Here is a 14,392-nt window from a genome sequence, read left to right as displayed (position 1 = left end):
ACGGCGTGCCTGTCCCGGCACGGAAGGAAACTTGCTATTGCTCAAAACCGATCTCCAAGCAGCCCGCCACCAGGCGATCGACGGCATCGAGGTGAGCACAGGCACGTGCGGCACCGGCCATGGTGGCGAGAACATCAGGATTGAGTACGGCAGCCAGCGTCTCCGCCAGCCCCTCCGCACTCAGGGTAGTCTGGGGAATCAGTCGTGCCGCGCCGGCATCGACCAGATGACGCGCATTGGCCGTCTGGTGGTCGTCGACGGCATGGGGAAAGGGGACGAACAGGGCCGGCTTGGCGGCAGCGGCAAGCTCGGCGACGGTCAGCGCCCCTGCCCGACACACCACCATGTCGGCCCAGTCGTAGGCGGCGGCCATGTCATCGATGAAATCGCTGACCTCGGCCTCGACGTTGGCCGCGACATAGCCCTGCTGCGTGGCGTCCTCCTTGCCACGCCCGGCCTGGTGACGCACCTCGGGCCGGCGGTCTTCGTCCAGATGCGCCAGCGCTTGGGGCAGGCACTCGTTGAGCGCCACGGCACCCAGCGAGCCGCCTACGACCAGCAGGCGCAGGCGTCTGCCGCGCATGGCCTCGGCCTGGCGGGGCACCGTGCCTAGCGCTGCGATAGCATCGCGTACGGGATTGCCGATGACGATCTCGCGATGGGCCTTGCCCGCCTTGCGAAAGGCACCGGGGAATGCGGCATACACCCGTGTCGCCAGGCGCGACAGCGCCTGGTTGGTCATGCCGGCGACCGCGTTCTGCTCGTGAATGACCAAGGGACGACGGGATAGCCGAGCCGCCAGACCGCCAGGCCCGCTGGCAAAGCCGCCCATGCCCACCACCAGCTGCGGATCGTAGCGCCGGATGACGCGGCGTGCCTGGCCGATGGCTCGGGCGAGTCGCCAGGGGGCGGCCAGCCAGCCAGCGGCACCGTTGCCGCGTAGCCCGGCGACATCGATGCAATGCAGTGGTATGTTCGCCTCGGGAACCAGGCGATTCTCGATACCGCGAGGACTTCCCAGCCACTCGACATCCACGCCACGCGCCTGCAGGGCACGCGCCAGTGACAGGGCCGGTATCACGTGACCGCCGGTACCACCGGCCATGATCAATGCCCGACGCGACTGCGCTGACTGGGAGTTCACTGGGATGCCGCTCCTTGTACTCGTTGGGTTGGTGCCGGGGCCGGCGCTTGCCGACGTCGACGCGTTTCGTTATCGACGCGCAGCAGCAGCGCCACCATCACGCAACTGACCACCAGGCTCGAGCCGCCATAGCTCAACAGAGGCAAGGTAAGACCCTTGGTCGGCAGGATACCGGTACTGACCCCGATATTGATGAAGGCCTGGGCACCAAAGACCAGCCCGATACCGTAGCTGAGATACGCCGCGAACGGCAATCGCTGCAGTTCCGCCTGGCGGCCGATATGCAAGGCGCGATAGACCAGCAGTGCGAACAGGCCGACCACGGATACAGCACCGACCAGGCCCAACTCCTCGGCGATCACGGCGAACACGAAATCGGTGTGCGCCTCGGGCAGGTAGAAGAGTTTCTGGACGCTGTCGCCCAGGCCCAGGCCCAACCAGTGCCCGCGACCGTAGGCAATCAGCGCCTGGGTCAGCTGGTATCCCGAGTCGTACATGTCGGCCCAGGGGTCGGCAAAGCTGGTGATGCGCTCCAGGCGGTAAGGCTCCGCGATGGCGATATAGCCTCCCAGCGCCAGCACTGCACTGAGCAGCAGGATGAAACGAATCAGCGGCGCGCCCGCCAGTAGCAGCATGCCCATCACGCAGCCCGTCATTACCACCAGGGCACCGTAGTCGGGCTCCATGATCAGCAGAACGCCCATGGGCATCAGAATGATCAGCGGCTTGAGAAATTCCCACCAGGACTTGCGGACCCCAGGCAGGAAACGCTCCAGGTAACCCGCCACATAGATGATGAGGAACAGCTTGGCCACTTCGGACGCCTGGACATTGATCGGTCCCAGCGGAATCCAGCGCTTGCTGCCATTGACCTCGGTGCCGACGATCAGCACCGCAATCAGCAGAAAGAACCCGGCCAGCAATAGCCAGGGGCCGTTACGCTGCCACGAGGCCAGGGGCACATAGAGCACGCCAGCCGCCACCCCGGTAGCGATGACCACGAACACCCCGTGACGGATACCGTAGTAGAAGGGATTACCGGTCAGCCCGGTCGCCACCTCGGTCGAGGCCGACGTGACCATGACCAGTCCGACCATCAGCAATGCCACGGCGGCCAGCAGCAGCCAACCATCGAACGGCTGACCCCGGGTCGACAGGCGCTGCCTGATGCGCTGCAGACGACGTGCCGTCATGCACCCTCCTGGCGGTCTGCCAGATAACGTTCCACCCACTGGCGGAAGGCGTCGCCCCGGGCCATGTAGTTGGCAAACTGATCGAGACTGGCACACGCCGGCGACAACAGTACGCAATCGCCGGGACGCGCGATCACGGAAGCTCGCTCCAGGGCCTCTTCCAGGGAGTCGCGACGTTCGACGGGCACGCTTGCTGCGAGCGACTCGGCCAGACGCGGCGCATCGGCTCCGAACACGATGGCCTCACGCGCATGACGCGCCAACGGCTCGGCCAGCGGCGTGAAGTCGGCGCCCTTGCCTACGCCGCCTCCCAGCCAGATAAGCTTGCCCTGCAAGGTGACTCCCAGGCCGGCGATCGCCGCCAACGTGGCCCCGACATTGGTCCCCTTGGAGTCGTTGACCCAACGTACGCCATCGGCTTCGCCTACCAGTTGCCCCCGATGCGGCAGTCCCGCAAAGCGGGCCAGTACACGCCGCATGGCCTCCAGGGAAAATCCAAGACGCGTTCCCATGGCCAGTGCCGCCAAGGCATTGGCCTGGTTGTGGCGACCTGGCAGGCGCAACTCGTCCACGGCCATCAGCGGCCGGGTGCCATGCATCAACCACGGCGCCTTGCCGCCGCCGTCATCGTGCACGGCTATACCCCACTGCTGGCCATCGGGCGGTTGCGTGGTAAAGCGGTCGACGGGCAGGCGTTCGTCGTCGGGCCAGGTCATGCTGTCCTCGGCATTGACGACGGCATGCCGGGCGCCACGAAAGATACCGAGCTTGGCGGCACGATAGCCGGCCATGTCGCCATGCCGATCCAGGTGGTCTTCCGACAGGTTGAGAAAGGCCGCGGTCGCCGCCCCCAGGCAAGGTGTGGTCTCGAGCTGAAAACTCGACAACTCCAGGACGAAGAGCTCGGCATCGGGATGGGTATGCAGCAAATCCAGGGCGGGGGTGCCCAGATTGCCCCCCACAGCGACATTGACGCCTGCCTCGCAAGCCATTTCGCCGAGCAGCGTGGTCACGGTGGACTTGGCATTGGCACCGGTAATGGCCGCCACCGGGGCATGGCAGGCCCGCGTGAACAGGGCGATCTCGCCCACGACACGCGGTGTCCCACCTTGCTGTGAACGCGCCCAGAACGGCGCCAGGCCGGGCGAACGCGGATCGACGCCAGGACTCAGCACGATCTCTTCGAATGCCTCGAGATCGAGCTCGCCGAGCGAGCCACAGTGAATCGGCACATCCGCATGCTCGCGGCGGAATTCCGCAAGCCCTGGCGGATTCTGCCGGGTATCGGCCACCATGAAGGACACGTTTTCGCGCGCCAGGTGGCGTGCTATCGCCTGCCCCGACACGCCAAGCCCGACGACCAGCGTTTGTCCGCGCGCCACCAGCAACACCTCAAGCGATCAGTTCGAAAAAAGCCACGTTACCATGCGCAGCCCCGCAAGCAACGGGACCGGACATCAGCGAATCTTCAGGGTGGCCAGCCCCATCAGCACAAGCACGACCGTGATGATCCAGAAGCGCACGATCACGCGCGGTTCGGGCCAGCCCTTGAGTTCGAAATGGTGATGCAGCGGCGCCATGCGGAAGATGCGCCGACCGGTCAGCTTGTAGGAGCCAACCTGCAGGATGACCGAAACGGTTTCCATGACGAACACCCCTCCCATCACGAACAGCACAATCTCCTGACGCACGATGACCGCCACGACCCCGAGGGCCGCCCCCAGCGCCAGGGCACCCACGTCGCCCATGAACACCTGCGCCGGGTAGGTGTTGAACCACAGGAAGCCCAACCCCGCCCCGGCCATGGTGCCGCAGAACACGGCCAGCTCCCCCGCCCCAGGCACCATGGGGATATGCAGGTATTCGGCAAAGACCGCGTTACCGCTTGCATAGGCAAACACCGCCAGCCCCATGGCGACCATAACGGTCGGCATGATCGCCAGCCCGTCGAGGCCGTCGGTGAGGTTCACGGCGTTGGAGCTGCCCACGATGACTAGGTAGGTCAGGACGATATAGAACAGGCCAAGCTGGATCACGACTTCCTTGAACAGCGGCACGATCAGGCTGGTCTCCACCGGGCTGGCCGCGGTGTAGTAGAGGACGACAGCCGCGCCGATGCCAAGCACGGTCTGCCAGAAATACTTCCAGCGTGCCGGCAGCCCCCGCGGGTTCTTCTCGACGACCTTACGGTAATCGTCGACCCAGCCGATGGCGCCGAAGCCCAGCGTCACGATCAACACCAGCCACACGTAGTGATTGTCGAGATCGCCCCATAGCAGTGTGCTGACTGCCATGGCTATCAAGATCATGGCACCGCCCATGGTCGGCGTGCCTGCCTTGGAGAGGTGCGACTGCGGCCCGTCGTCACGTACGGCCTGACCGATCTGGCGCTCGACCAGGCGACGGATCATCATCGGCCCGAACCACAAGCACAGCAGCAAGGCAGTCAGCGTGCCGAGGATGATGCGTAACGTCAGGTAATCGAAGACGGTAAAGGCGTTTTGGTACTGTGCAAGAAATTCGGCCAGATAAAGCAGCATGTTATAGCATTCACCTTGATGCATCCGCGCGCAGCTCGGCGACCAGTCGCTCCATGCCGGCGCTGCGCGAGCCCTTGACCAGAACACTGGCCCCTGACGGCAGATGGTCCCGGGCATGGCGCAAGAGCGCGTCCCAGTCCGTAAAATGACATCCCGATTCGCCGAAGGCACGAGCCGCCGGCTCGGCCAACGGGCCCAGGGTTCCGAGAAAATCGATACCACGTTCGCGGGCGTAACGCCCGACATCGGCGTGCAGGGTATCCGCCGCCGCGCCGAGTTCCCCCATGCCGCCCAGGAAACACCAGCGCGGCGCAGGCATCTGAGCCAGTGCGTCCAGCGCTGCCTTCACGGCTCCCGGGTTGGCGTTATACGTATCGTCCAGCAGTCGGCTGCCGCGCACCCCTTCGACCAGCGCCAGTCTCCCCGGCATGGCCTGCAACTCGCTCAGGGCAGCGACCACATCCTCGGCAGCCACATCGAGCGCCAGGGCTGCCGCCGCCGCCGCCAGTGCATTACGCACGTTGTGCCTGCCGAACAACCCGAGCCGGACCCTACCCAGCGCACGCTTGCCCTGGACAAGCGTGAAAGCATAGCGTCCGATGTCGTCGCAAACCATATCGCATGCCTGAATATGCGAATCAATCGACAGGCCGAAGTCGATGACTCGCCGCTGCCCTGCCAGGCGCTGCCAGAACGGGTAAAAGGCATCGTCGCGGTTTAGTACGGCAACCCCTTCCGGTGGCAGGCCGGACAGGATTTCCCCCTTGGCCTGGGCAATCTGCCCCATGCCGCCGAACTCACCGACATGCGCTCCCGTGACATTGGTGATCACGGCGACCTGCGGACGGGCAAGCGCCGTGGTCCAGGCAATCTCGCCCAGGTGATTGGCGCCCAGTTCGACCACCGCGTACCGATGGGCCGAGCCGAGCCCGAGCAGGGTCAATGGCGCGCCGATATCGTTGTTGAGATTGCCCCGCGTGGCCAATGTCTCGCCACGTCGGCGCAGAATCGCAGCCAGCATTTCCTTGACCGTGGTCTTGCCACTATTGCCGGTCACCGCCACCAATGGGCCGCCCCAGGCCAGGCGCCGCGCCTGCCCCAGAATGCCCAGGGCCAGACGCGTATCGGCCACCTCGATCTGCGGCAACGCATCATCGACCGGATGCGACACGATCGCAGCCACAGCCCCGGCTTCACGAGCCTGGGCGAGAAAATCATGGGCGTCGAAACGCTCGCCGCGCAACGCCAGAAAGACGTCTCCCTGCTTGAGGGAACGGGTATCGGTCGTTACGGCGCCAACCGCACGATCCTCCCCCGGCCAAACGCTACCCAGCACTGCGGCAATCGCGGCAAGGGTGTCCAGTCCAGCGTCGCTCACGCTCCCTCCTTGCGTGACTGCAGGGCCGCCTCGGCACGCTCGATATCCGAAAACGGCAGGCGACGCCCCTGGATTTCCTGATACGTCTCGTGCCCCTTGCCGGCAATGAGGATGATGTCCTCTGGACCAGCGTCGGCAATGATCCTGTCGATGGCTTGCCCGCGACCGTCGACACACCAGGCCTGGGACTGCGCCTCCTCCGACAAGCCTGTCAGGATTTGTTGGCGGATCGCAGCAGGATCCTCGCTGCGCGGGTTATCGTCGCTGATCACGATACGATCGACCAGCGGCTCGACGGCCTGCGCCATCAACGGACGCTTGCCGGCGTCGCGATCCCCCCCGCAGCCGAACAGGCACCACAACCTGGCCTGCCGGGGCAGATGGTCACGCAGCGCCGACAAGGCGCTGGTCAACGCATCGGGGGTATGCGCGTAATCGACGATGACCGTGGGCGCGCCAGGCCGTGTCAGGACCTGCATCCGTCCCGGGACCGGCGACAGGGAGTTCGCGGCCTCACACAGCGCCTCAAGCGACCCACCCAGACCATACAGGGTAGCCATGGCGAGCAGCACGTTATCCAGATTGAAGCGGCCCATGAGGCCCAGCTCGAGGGCGCGCTCCCCGTCCGGCGTGGCGATCAGCACGCGCTGGCCTTCTGCATGCGGCAACCAGTCGAGAACGCGCAGCGTGGTGGCCTCCTGGCGTCCGGTCGCCAGCACGCGCACGCCTTCCGTTACGCCTGCCAGCATCAGACGGGCCAGCGCATCGTCGCCATTGACTACCGCCAGACTGATCTCCTCACGCCGGAAAAGGCGCGCCTTGGCCGCCGCATAGGCTGCCATGCTGCCGTGATAATCGAGATGATCGCGCGACAAATTGGTGAACACGGCCGCCTTGAGACGGCAGCCGGCCAGACGCTCCTGCATCAGCGCATGCGAGGAAACTTCCATGGCCACGCGCCGGATACCGCTGGATGCCATCTGCCCGAGCATCCACTGAAGCTCGAGGGCACCAGGCGTGGTGAGCCCGCTGTCGGTCAACTGGCCCAGCCGCCCCCAGCCCAGTGTACCGATGACGCCTGATGGGCAGCCCAGCGCATCGCTCAGCGCGGCAATATAGTGTGTGACCGAGCTCTTGCCGTTGGTGCCGGTCACTCCGATCACCTCGAGCGACTCGGGAACCGCGAATAGCTCACGCCCCAGTTCTCCCAGCCGACGCCCCAGGTCAGCCAGCGCCACGACACGCTCGTCCGTCGGCAAGGGGGCGCTTTCGGCTTCCTTGTCACAGGCTTCGGCCAGTACCAGCCGGGGGCCATCGGCCAATGCCTGAGCGATGAAACGTCGCCCGTCGACATGCACGCCTGGCACGGCCACGAAGACCGTCGGCACCTCGCCTGTCGACACGTCACGGCTGTCCCGGCACAGGCGCAGCATCGCAGCGGATGCCAGGGCCTCATCGGGCAACTGCGTGCCGGGCCACAGTTTGGCAATGGTCTGCCTCAGCCGGCTTCCCTCGACCTGAATCACTCTACCGCCTCCTTCTTGTCGGGCAGGACATCGAGCAGCCGCAGCGCTTTGCCCACGACGCGTCCGAATACCGGTGCGGCAACCAGGCCGCCATAATAGTCGCCCTTCTTGGCGTTATCGATCATCACCACGGTAACGATGCGCGGATCGGTGACAGGGGCGATCCCGGCAAACAACGAACGATAGGCCGTCTGCTGATACCCGGTCTGGGTCACCTTGCGTACCGTGCCCGTCTTGCCGGCGACACGGTAGCCCGGGACCACGGCTCGCGACCCACCGGCATTGGGCTGGACGATGGCTTCGAGCATGTGCAGCAGGTCGTCGGCAACGCGGGGAGACATGACCTGCTCGCCCTGGGGTGGCGATGGCAGCTTGAGCAGCGACGGCGGCATGCGCTTGCCTTCGTTGGCAATCGCCGTATAGGCACTGGCCAGCTGCAAGGCGGACACGGCGACGCCGTAACCATAGGACATCGACGCCCGCTTGCTATCGGACCAGTCGAACGGTGTCGGCAGGCTACCGGTCGTCTCGCCAGGAAACCCGGTGCCTGGCGCCTGGCCCAGTCCGAGCTCGTGATAGCGGTTCCATACCGCATCCTCCTCGAGTTGCAGGGCAACCCGTGTCATGCCGATGTTCGAGGAGTGCAGGAGAATGCCGGCCATTGACAGGTCGCCATAATTGCGAAAGTCGCGAATCGTGAAGTTGTCGACCCGCATCCAGCCCGGCGACGTATCGATCACCGTTTCAGGAGAGAACCTGGCTGTTTCCAGGGCCGCCGACATGGCCAGCGGCTTCATGACCGAGCCCGGTTCGAAGGCATCCGTGATCGCCTGGTTACGCAGGCCATTGGCGTCGAGCTCTGCGCGGTTATTGGGGTTGTACGAGGGCAGGTTGGCCATCGCCAGCACCTCCCCCGTCTTCGCATCCATCATGACCAGCGTGCCGCCGTCGGCATTGTGCTCGTCCACCGCCGCCTTGAGCTCCCGGTAGGCCATGTACTGCAGCCGCAGGTCGATGGACAACGCCAGGTTGCCCCCCGGCTTGGCCTCCTTGATCAGATGCAGGTCGCGCACCAGGCGCCCCTTGCGATCCTTGAGCACTCGCCGCTTGCCGGGCTGGCCCGCCAGGAAACTGTTGTAGGCGAGCTCGACCCCCTCCTGCCCCTTGTCGTCGATATTGGTGACACCGACCAGTTGCGCGGTCACTTCGCCGGATGGGTAATAACGCTTGTACTCGTGCTGCGCGTAGACACCGGGAAGACGCATGTCGAGAATCGGCTGTGCATCGGCTGGCGTCATGCGCCGGCGCAAGTACATGAATTCATGTTCGGCGTAACGTTCGATACGGGCGTTGAGGTCAGCCAGGCTCATGCCAAGTGCCCGCGCCAGCATCATGCGCTGTATGTCGTCGCTCGGCAGCTCCTGCGGATTGGCCCACAGGCTGACTACCGGCGTCGAGATCGCCAGCGGCTCGCCATGCCGGCTGGTGACCATGCCACGATGCGCGTCGATGGTTTCGACACGCAGCGTGCGGGCATCGCCCTGCCCCTGCAGGAACAGGCGATCGATGACATGCAGGTCGACGATACGCCCGACCAGGACCGCCAGCGCCACCAGCACGACGCCGACCATGAAGCGATAGCGGCCAGACCCCATCGGGGCAACCTGTGCCCGGGTCGGCGAGCTGCCTCCTTTCGCGCTCATGGGCGTATCACCTTGATCTCGCTGAGTTCGGGAACATGCATGTCGAGGCGCTCACTGGCCAGACGCTCGATACGCGACGGTGCCGACCAGGTACTTTCCTCGAGCAGCAGCTGCCCCCATTCGGTCTGCAGCTTGTCCTTGTGACGCTCGAGCTGCTGCAGGCGGGCATACTGGACACGCGTCATGTGCGCGCTGGTGATGACGGCCAGTGCACTGGCCATGACCAGCCCGACCAGCAGAAGGATAAGCAGCTGGCGCCAACCCAGCAGCCTGAAACGTCGCCTTGCCGATGACCTGCTCGCGGTTGCCATGGGTACCTCAGGCGATCTTGCGTGCTGCGCGCATGACGGCACTGCGTGCACGCGGGTTGGCATCGACCTCTGCCGGCCCGGGACGCTGGGCCTTGCCCAGGGTCTCCAGGCGCTTGGCCAATTGATCCTCGCGAATCGGCATGCCCCGTGGCAGGTGGGTATCGCCGCGCACATGGTCTCGAACGAAGCGTTTGACGCGCCGATCCTCCAGCGAATGGAAACTGATGACCACCAGATGACCACCCGGCATCAGGGCTTCCAGTGCGGCGTCCAGGGCCGCATCGAGCTCGTCGAGTTCGCGATTGACATGGATTCGCAGCGCCTGGAAGGCCCGGGTTGCCGGGTGCTTGCCCTTCTCCCAGGCGGGATGAGCCGCCTTGAGGAGTTCGGCCAGCTCACCGGTGCGCTTGATCGGCGATTCGCGGCGACGCTCGACGATGGCGCGCGCCATGCGCTTGGCGAAGCGCTCCTCGCCATAGGTCTTGAACACCCAGGCAATATCGGATTCGCTGGCGCGTGCCAGCCACTCGGCGGCATTTTCGCCCTGGTTGGGATCCATGCGCATGTCCAGCGGGCCATCTCGCAGGAAGCTGAAGCCGCGCTCGGGATCGTCAAGTTGTGGCGACGATACGCCGACATCCAGCAGCACACCGGCAAGGCGCCCATGCACACCCATCGTCTCGGCCAGTTCGCCGAGCCGGCCGAAGGTGCCGGCATGGATCGAAAAGCGTGGGTCGTCTATGCGACGCGCCTCGGCAAGCGCCTGAGGGTCGCGATCGATGGCAATCAAGCGCCCGTCGGGAGAAAGCTTGTCGAGAATCGCACGAGAATGCCCGCCTCGCCCGAAGGTGCCATCGAGATAGGTCCCGGCGGGGTCGTGGATCAGCGCATCGACGGCGCCATCGAGCAGGACACTGGCATGACGGTAGTCGGGCGAAGACGAAGCGTTGGCACGATGCGGCATGCGGTTCTCGATACGACGAAGCGAAAGAATTGTGGGGATGGGAGTCGGCCGATAAGCCGGGTTCTGTCGTGGGCAGCCATTCATCTAGGCCCAGCGTTACCACTGGGCTCAAGCGACCTACCCGCCCCCACTGCGGGCCGCAGCATCGGGGGCCTATTCGGTCTTGCTCCGGGTGGGGTTTACCGTGCCACGGACTGTTGCCAGCCGTGCGGTGCGCTCTTACCGCACCCTTTCACCCTTGCCGGCAGCTTGCGCTGCTTAGGCGGTCTACTCTCTGCTGCACTTTCCGTCGGCTCGCGCCGCCCAGGCGTTACCTGGCACCCTGCCCTATGGAGCCCGGACTTTCCTCCCCCGGCACTCGTCAAACGAGCCCGGCGGCGACTGCCTGGCCAACTCCCAAGCGCGCAAGAATACCAGCGCCCCGGGCGCCCCTCAACCGTCGGCCTTAAGCGACAGCGCCAGCTCGTACCAGGCTTTCTTGCGGCCACCCAACAGACGCGAGACGACGGCTGCCGCCTGCTTGACTCCAATTCCCTCGGCCAGCAACGCCTGGAGGATCACCTGGCCATCCAGGCTCGCGGCATCGGCGTCGCGCGGCGGGGCGCCAGCCACCATCATCACGAACTCGCCACGCGCCTGATCGGGATCTTGCGCCATGCGCTCCAGAAGCTGCTCGGCACTCCCGTCCAGGAAGGTCTCGAACGTCTTGGTCAATTCACGCGCCAGCACGACACGACGCTCGCCCAGCACCGCTGCGATATCCTCGAGACTATCGCGAATACGGTGCGGCGACTCGTAGAAGACCAGCGTTTCCGCACGCTCGCTCAACGCCTCCAGGCTGTTGCGCCGAGCGCCGCGCTTGGCCGGCAGGAAACCGTTGAACACGAAGCGGTCGGTCGGCAGCCCTGCTGCAGACAACGCCGCAACCAACGCACAGGGCCCGGGTACCGGCACGATACGGTGGCCACTTTCACGCAATGCACGCACCAGAACGAACCCGGGATCGGAAATCAGGGGTGTACCGGCATCACTGACCAGCGCCACATCTTCCCCTCCCTCCAGCCGGGCCGACAATTGCCCGACCCGGCCGGCCTCGTTATGTTCATGCAAGGACAACAAGGGGCGCTCGATACTCAAGTGCTTGAGCAGTCGTGCCGTGTGACGGGTGTCCTCGGCGGCGATCACGGCGACACCGGCCAGCACCCCGGCAGCACGAGGCGACAGGTCCTCCAGGTTACCAATCGGCGTTGCCACCACGTACAATGTGCCCTTGCTAGACTCGGTCATGTGCTGATCTCATACAGGGAAAGTGTGTCGCCTCGCTATTGCCGGGCCGGCTTCCGACAGCCGTGTCTTCGCGACCGGGTCGCCATCTGGCCGAACTTTGCCAGTCACAAGGAATCAAGAATGATAGACAAATCGCTGCGTCGCCTGATGCGTGCCGGCCTGGTGGCACTTCTTCTGGCCGGCTGCGCTGCCCCCCAGGGAGTCATCGAGCGTCTGCCCGGCGGCGAACAGGAGCCCACCGAACTCTTGCGTCAGGCCGAGAACCAGAGCGGCACGGAAGCAGCGCGCACCCGGCTTCAGGCGGCGGACATCCTAGCACGCCGGGGCGACAACGCGCAGGCGATCCAGATCGCGACCGGCATCGATGTCGCCCAGCTTCCTCCCGAGGAACGGGTCGATTGGGCATTGCTGCTTTCCTATCTCGGCCTGGCACAGCAGGATGGATGGCTGGTCGTCGAGGCCACTTCGCTGCTCGATGAGGATATCGCCATTGCCCGCGAGGACGCCCTGACTCTGCGCTATCGTCGTGGCCTGGCCTTGGGAATGGTCGGCGAACCTCTGCCCTCGGCAAAAATGCTGATCGGCGTCCAGAAGGATGATCCTGGCTTCGAGCTCAACGATGAAATATGGCAACAACTGACCCGGTTGCGTGGCGCTTCCCTGCAGGAGCTTGCCGCGATCCAGGACCCGACCGTTCAGGGCTGGGTAGCGCTGCTGGAACTGCAGCGCCGCAATAGCGGCGATATTGCCCGGTTGTTCGATCGCATCGAAGAGTGGCGCAGCACCTACCCCAACCATCCGGCGGCACGCCGCCTGCCTGGCGATCTGCAGGCACTGCGTGAGTTGAGAGGCCGCGACGTACGCCACATCGCCGTGTTCCTTCCTGAATCCGGCCCCCTGGCCAATGTCGCCGAGGCCCTGCGTGAGGGCATCCAGGCGCGCCACATGAGCGCTCTGGACCAGGGCGAGCAGACGCCGCAACTCAGCTTCTACGATACCACCGGCGTCGACACCCAGGCGCTATATGCACGTGCCCAGATGGAAGGCGCCCAGGTCGTGATCGGGCCGCTGGACAAGGATCAGGTATCTCGCCTCGAAGTCCGCAACGATGTACCGCTTCCGACACTGGCGCTGAACTACGGCACGGCACCGACCAATCACGCCGAAAAGCTGTTTCAATATGGCTTGTCCGCCGAGGACGAAGCACGGCAAGCTGCCCAGCGTGCCTGGCGCGATGGCCATCGCAGCGCCGGCATGCTGGTGCCCGACAATCCCTGGGGAGGACGCGTCGCCGACGCCTTCCGCCAGACCTGGCAGGAGCTGGGAGGTAGCGTGGTCAGTCTGATTGGCTACAACCCCGAAGCCTCGGTAGCCAATGCCGTCAGGCCACTGCTCAACGTGCGCGGCGAACGCGCCCAGCGTGACATGGACATGCTGTTCCTGCTCGCCCTGCCGAGTTATGCCCGTCAGGTACCGCCGATGCTGGAGTTCTACTACGCTGGCAACCTGCCGATCTACGCCACCTCGCACCTTTACGAGGGCCGACCCCAGCCGCGTGTCGATCATGACCTCAACGATGTCATGTTCGTCGAGATCCCCTGGCTGATCCCCGACGCCGCCGTGGGTGGCGAGGAAGCCCTGCCCTACCTAGACAGCTACCGCAAGCTGCGCAGCGATGACGAGCCCGCCCTATTCAAGCTCAAGGCAATGGGTGTCGATGCCTACGAACTGGCACGCAAGCTGCCTCTCTTCCAGAGCCTGCCGGGGAGCCAAACCTATGGTGCTACCGGCACGCTGAGCCTGGGCACCGACGGTCGCATTCACCGCGAACTGCCTTGGGCACAATTCGCCGGCGGCGTGCCACAGCCACCGCTACGCGGCAATGCAGCCGAGGCGGACACCACCGAAGAGACAGGCGACGCGCCGGTATCGGCAGGCGAGTCCAGCGATACGCCCGAGCCTGAGCGTGCCGACGATGACGCATAGCCGTACCGCCCGGGCCCGAGGCGAGACGGTCGAGCGGGCCGCGGCCGACTGGCTTGCCGCTCGCGGCCTGCGTCTCGTGGCTCGCAACCAGCACGCCAAGGGGGGTGAACTCGACCTGGTCATGCGTGATGGCGAGACACTGGTCTTCATCGAGGTGCGCCACCGTGCCGACAGTCGGCACGGCCACCCGCTGGAAACCGTGACTGCCAGCAAGCAGCGTCGCCTGATCCAGGCGGCGCGTTTTTATCTGTTACGCAACGGGCTATCATGTCCTTGCCGCTTCGACGTGGTGGGCGTGACCGGAACGTCTCCGCACCTGGATTTCATCTGGGTTCGCGCCGCCTTCGATGCCTTCTGACC

The 14,392-nt window shown here is 65.1% G+C and carries 12 protein-coding genes and 1 other RNA gene; 2 read left to right on the top strand and 11 right to left on the bottom strand.

Annotated features, from left to right (window positions below):
• Positions 1 to 34: 34 nt before the first annotated feature.
• From murG to rsmI, 11 genes are all read right to left on the bottom strand, one after another.
• The gene (murG, locus tag BM194_RS10535; RefSeq protein WP_244890935.1) at positions 35 to 1,105 is read right to left on the bottom strand and encodes an undecaprenyldiphospho-muramoylpentapeptide beta-N-acetylglucosaminyltransferase; all 1,071 of its coding nucleotides are present in this window, start codon (positions 1,103 to 1,105) and stop codon (positions 35 to 37) included.
• Between the two features lie 35 nt (positions 1,106 to 1,140).
• A complete protein-coding gene (ftsW, locus tag BM194_RS10530; RefSeq protein ID WP_092846477.1) occupies positions 1,141 to 2,337 on the bottom strand; it encodes a putative lipid II flippase FtsW in 1,197 nt (398 codons plus the stop codon).
• The gene (gene murD / locus BM194_RS10525) at positions 2,334 to 3,728 is read right to left on the bottom strand and encodes a UDP-N-acetylmuramoyl-L-alanine--D-glutamate ligase (RefSeq protein ID WP_092846475.1); all 1,395 of its coding nucleotides are present in this window, start codon (positions 3,726 to 3,728) and stop codon (positions 2,334 to 2,336) included. Before murD ends, ftsW begins: the two co-directional genes overlap by 4 nt.
• A 66-nt stretch (positions 3,729 to 3,794) precedes the next feature.
• Entirely contained in the window at positions 3,795 to 4,877 is a 1,083-nt protein-coding gene (gene mraY / locus BM194_RS10520; protein ID WP_092846540.1) for a phospho-N-acetylmuramoyl-pentapeptide-transferase, read from the bottom strand.
• 10 nt (positions 4,878 to 4,887) lie between these two features.
• Positions 4,888 to 6,255 carry a UDP-N-acetylmuramoyl-tripeptide--D-alanyl-D-alanine ligase gene (locus BM194_RS10515; protein ID WP_092846473.1) on the bottom strand — a complete coding sequence of 456 codons (1,368 nt, stop codon included), beginning with the start codon at positions 6,253 to 6,255 and terminating at the stop codon, positions 4,888 to 4,890.
• Positions 6,252 to 7,778 carry a UDP-N-acetylmuramoyl-L-alanyl-D-glutamate--2,6-diaminopimelate ligase gene (locus BM194_RS10510; RefSeq protein ID WP_422730654.1) on the bottom strand — a complete coding sequence of 509 codons (1,527 nt, stop codon included), beginning with the start codon at positions 7,776 to 7,778 and terminating at the stop codon, positions 6,252 to 6,254. The genes BM194_RS10515 and BM194_RS10510 overlap by 4 nt, the downstream gene beginning before the upstream one ends.
• The gene (locus BM194_RS10505) at positions 7,778 to 9,484 is read right to left on the bottom strand and encodes a peptidoglycan D,D-transpeptidase FtsI family protein (RefSeq protein WP_092846471.1); all 1,707 of its coding nucleotides are present in this window, start codon (positions 9,482 to 9,484) and stop codon (positions 7,778 to 7,780) included. Before BM194_RS10505 ends, BM194_RS10510 begins: the two co-directional genes overlap by 1 nt.
• Positions 9,481 to 9,795: a cell division protein FtsL gene (gene ftsL, locus BM194_RS10500; RefSeq protein ID WP_092846469.1), complete on the bottom strand. Its 315-nt coding sequence runs from the start codon at positions 9,793 to 9,795 to the stop codon at positions 9,481 to 9,483. The genes BM194_RS10505 and ftsL overlap by 4 nt, the downstream gene beginning before the upstream one ends.
• A 7-nt stretch (positions 9,796 to 9,802) precedes the next feature.
• Positions 9,803 to 10,759, bottom strand: a complete 957-nt coding sequence (rsmH, locus tag BM194_RS10495; RefSeq protein WP_092846467.1) for a 16S rRNA (cytosine(1402)-N(4))-methyltransferase RsmH — start codon at positions 10,757 to 10,759, stop codon at positions 9,803 to 9,805.
• Positions 10,760 to 10,795: 36 nt separating this feature from the next.
• An RNA gene (gene rnpB, locus BM194_RS10490) (RNase P RNA component class A) lies at positions 10,796 to 11,156 on the bottom strand.
• Positions 11,157 to 11,191: 35 nt separating this feature from the next.
• Positions 11,192 to 12,046, bottom strand: a complete 855-nt coding sequence (rsmI, locus tag BM194_RS10485; RefSeq protein ID WP_092846465.1) for a 16S rRNA (cytidine(1402)-2'-O)-methyltransferase — start codon at positions 12,044 to 12,046, stop codon at positions 11,192 to 11,194.
• A 120-nt stretch (positions 12,047 to 12,166) separates the two neighbouring features.
• Here rsmI and BM194_RS10480 point away from each other — a divergent pair, with 120 nt between their 5' ends.
• Both BM194_RS10480 and BM194_RS10475 read left to right on the top strand, forming a co-directional pair.
• A complete protein-coding gene (locus BM194_RS10480; RefSeq protein ID WP_092846463.1) occupies positions 12,167 to 14,032 on the top strand; it encodes a penicillin-binding protein activator in 1,866 nt (621 codons plus the stop codon).
• Positions 14,022 to 14,390 (top strand): YraN family protein, encoded by a 369-nt coding sequence (locus BM194_RS10475; RefSeq protein ID WP_092846461.1) that lies wholly within the window; start codon positions 14,022 to 14,024, stop codon positions 14,388 to 14,390. The genes BM194_RS10480 and BM194_RS10475 overlap by 11 nt, the downstream gene beginning before the upstream one ends.
• Positions 14,391 to 14,392: the final 2 nt, after the last annotated feature.

Origin of the sequence: Modicisalibacter xianhensis (assembly GCF_900113605.1) — a bacterium.
Classification (GTDB): Bacteria; Pseudomonadota; Gammaproteobacteria; order Pseudomonadales; family Halomonadaceae; genus Modicisalibacter; species Modicisalibacter xianhensis.
This window is presented reverse-complemented; position numbering and strand designations above follow the sequence as displayed.

Excerpts from the sequence above, each read along its gene's own strand:
- murG (WP_244890935.1), bottom strand. The coding sequence starts at position 1,105 with ATGGCCGGTGGTACCGGCGGTCACGTGATACCGGCCCTGTCACTGGCG.
- ftsW (WP_092846477.1), bottom strand. The coding sequence starts at position 2,337 with ATGACGGCACGTCGTCTGCAGCGCATCAGGCAGCGCCTGTCGACCCGG.
- mraY (WP_092846540.1), bottom strand. The coding sequence starts at position 4,877 with ATGCTGCTTTATCTGGCCGAATTTCTTGCACAGTACCAAAACGCCTTT.
- BM194_RS10505 (WP_092846471.1), bottom strand. The coding sequence starts at position 9,484 with ATGAGCGCGAAAGGAGGCAGCTCGCCGACCCGGGCACAGGTTGCCCCG.
- ftsL (WP_092846469.1), bottom strand. The coding sequence starts at position 9,795 with ATGGCAACCGCGAGCAGGTCATCGGCAAGGCGACGTTTCAGGCTGCTG.
- rsmH (WP_092846467.1), bottom strand. The coding sequence starts at position 10,759 with ATGCCGCATCGTGCCAACGCTTCGTCTTCGCCCGACTACCGTCATGCC.
- rsmI (WP_092846465.1), bottom strand. The coding sequence starts at position 12,046 with ATGACCGAGTCTAGCAAGGGCACATTGTACGTGGTGGCAACGCCGATT.
- BM194_RS10480 (WP_092846463.1), top strand. The coding sequence starts at position 12,167 with ATGATAGACAAATCGCTGCGTCGCCTGATGCGTGCCGGCCTGGTGGCA.
- BM194_RS10475 (WP_092846461.1), top strand. The coding sequence starts at position 14,022 with ATGACGCATAGCCGTACCGCCCGGGCCCGAGGCGAGACGGTCGAGCGG.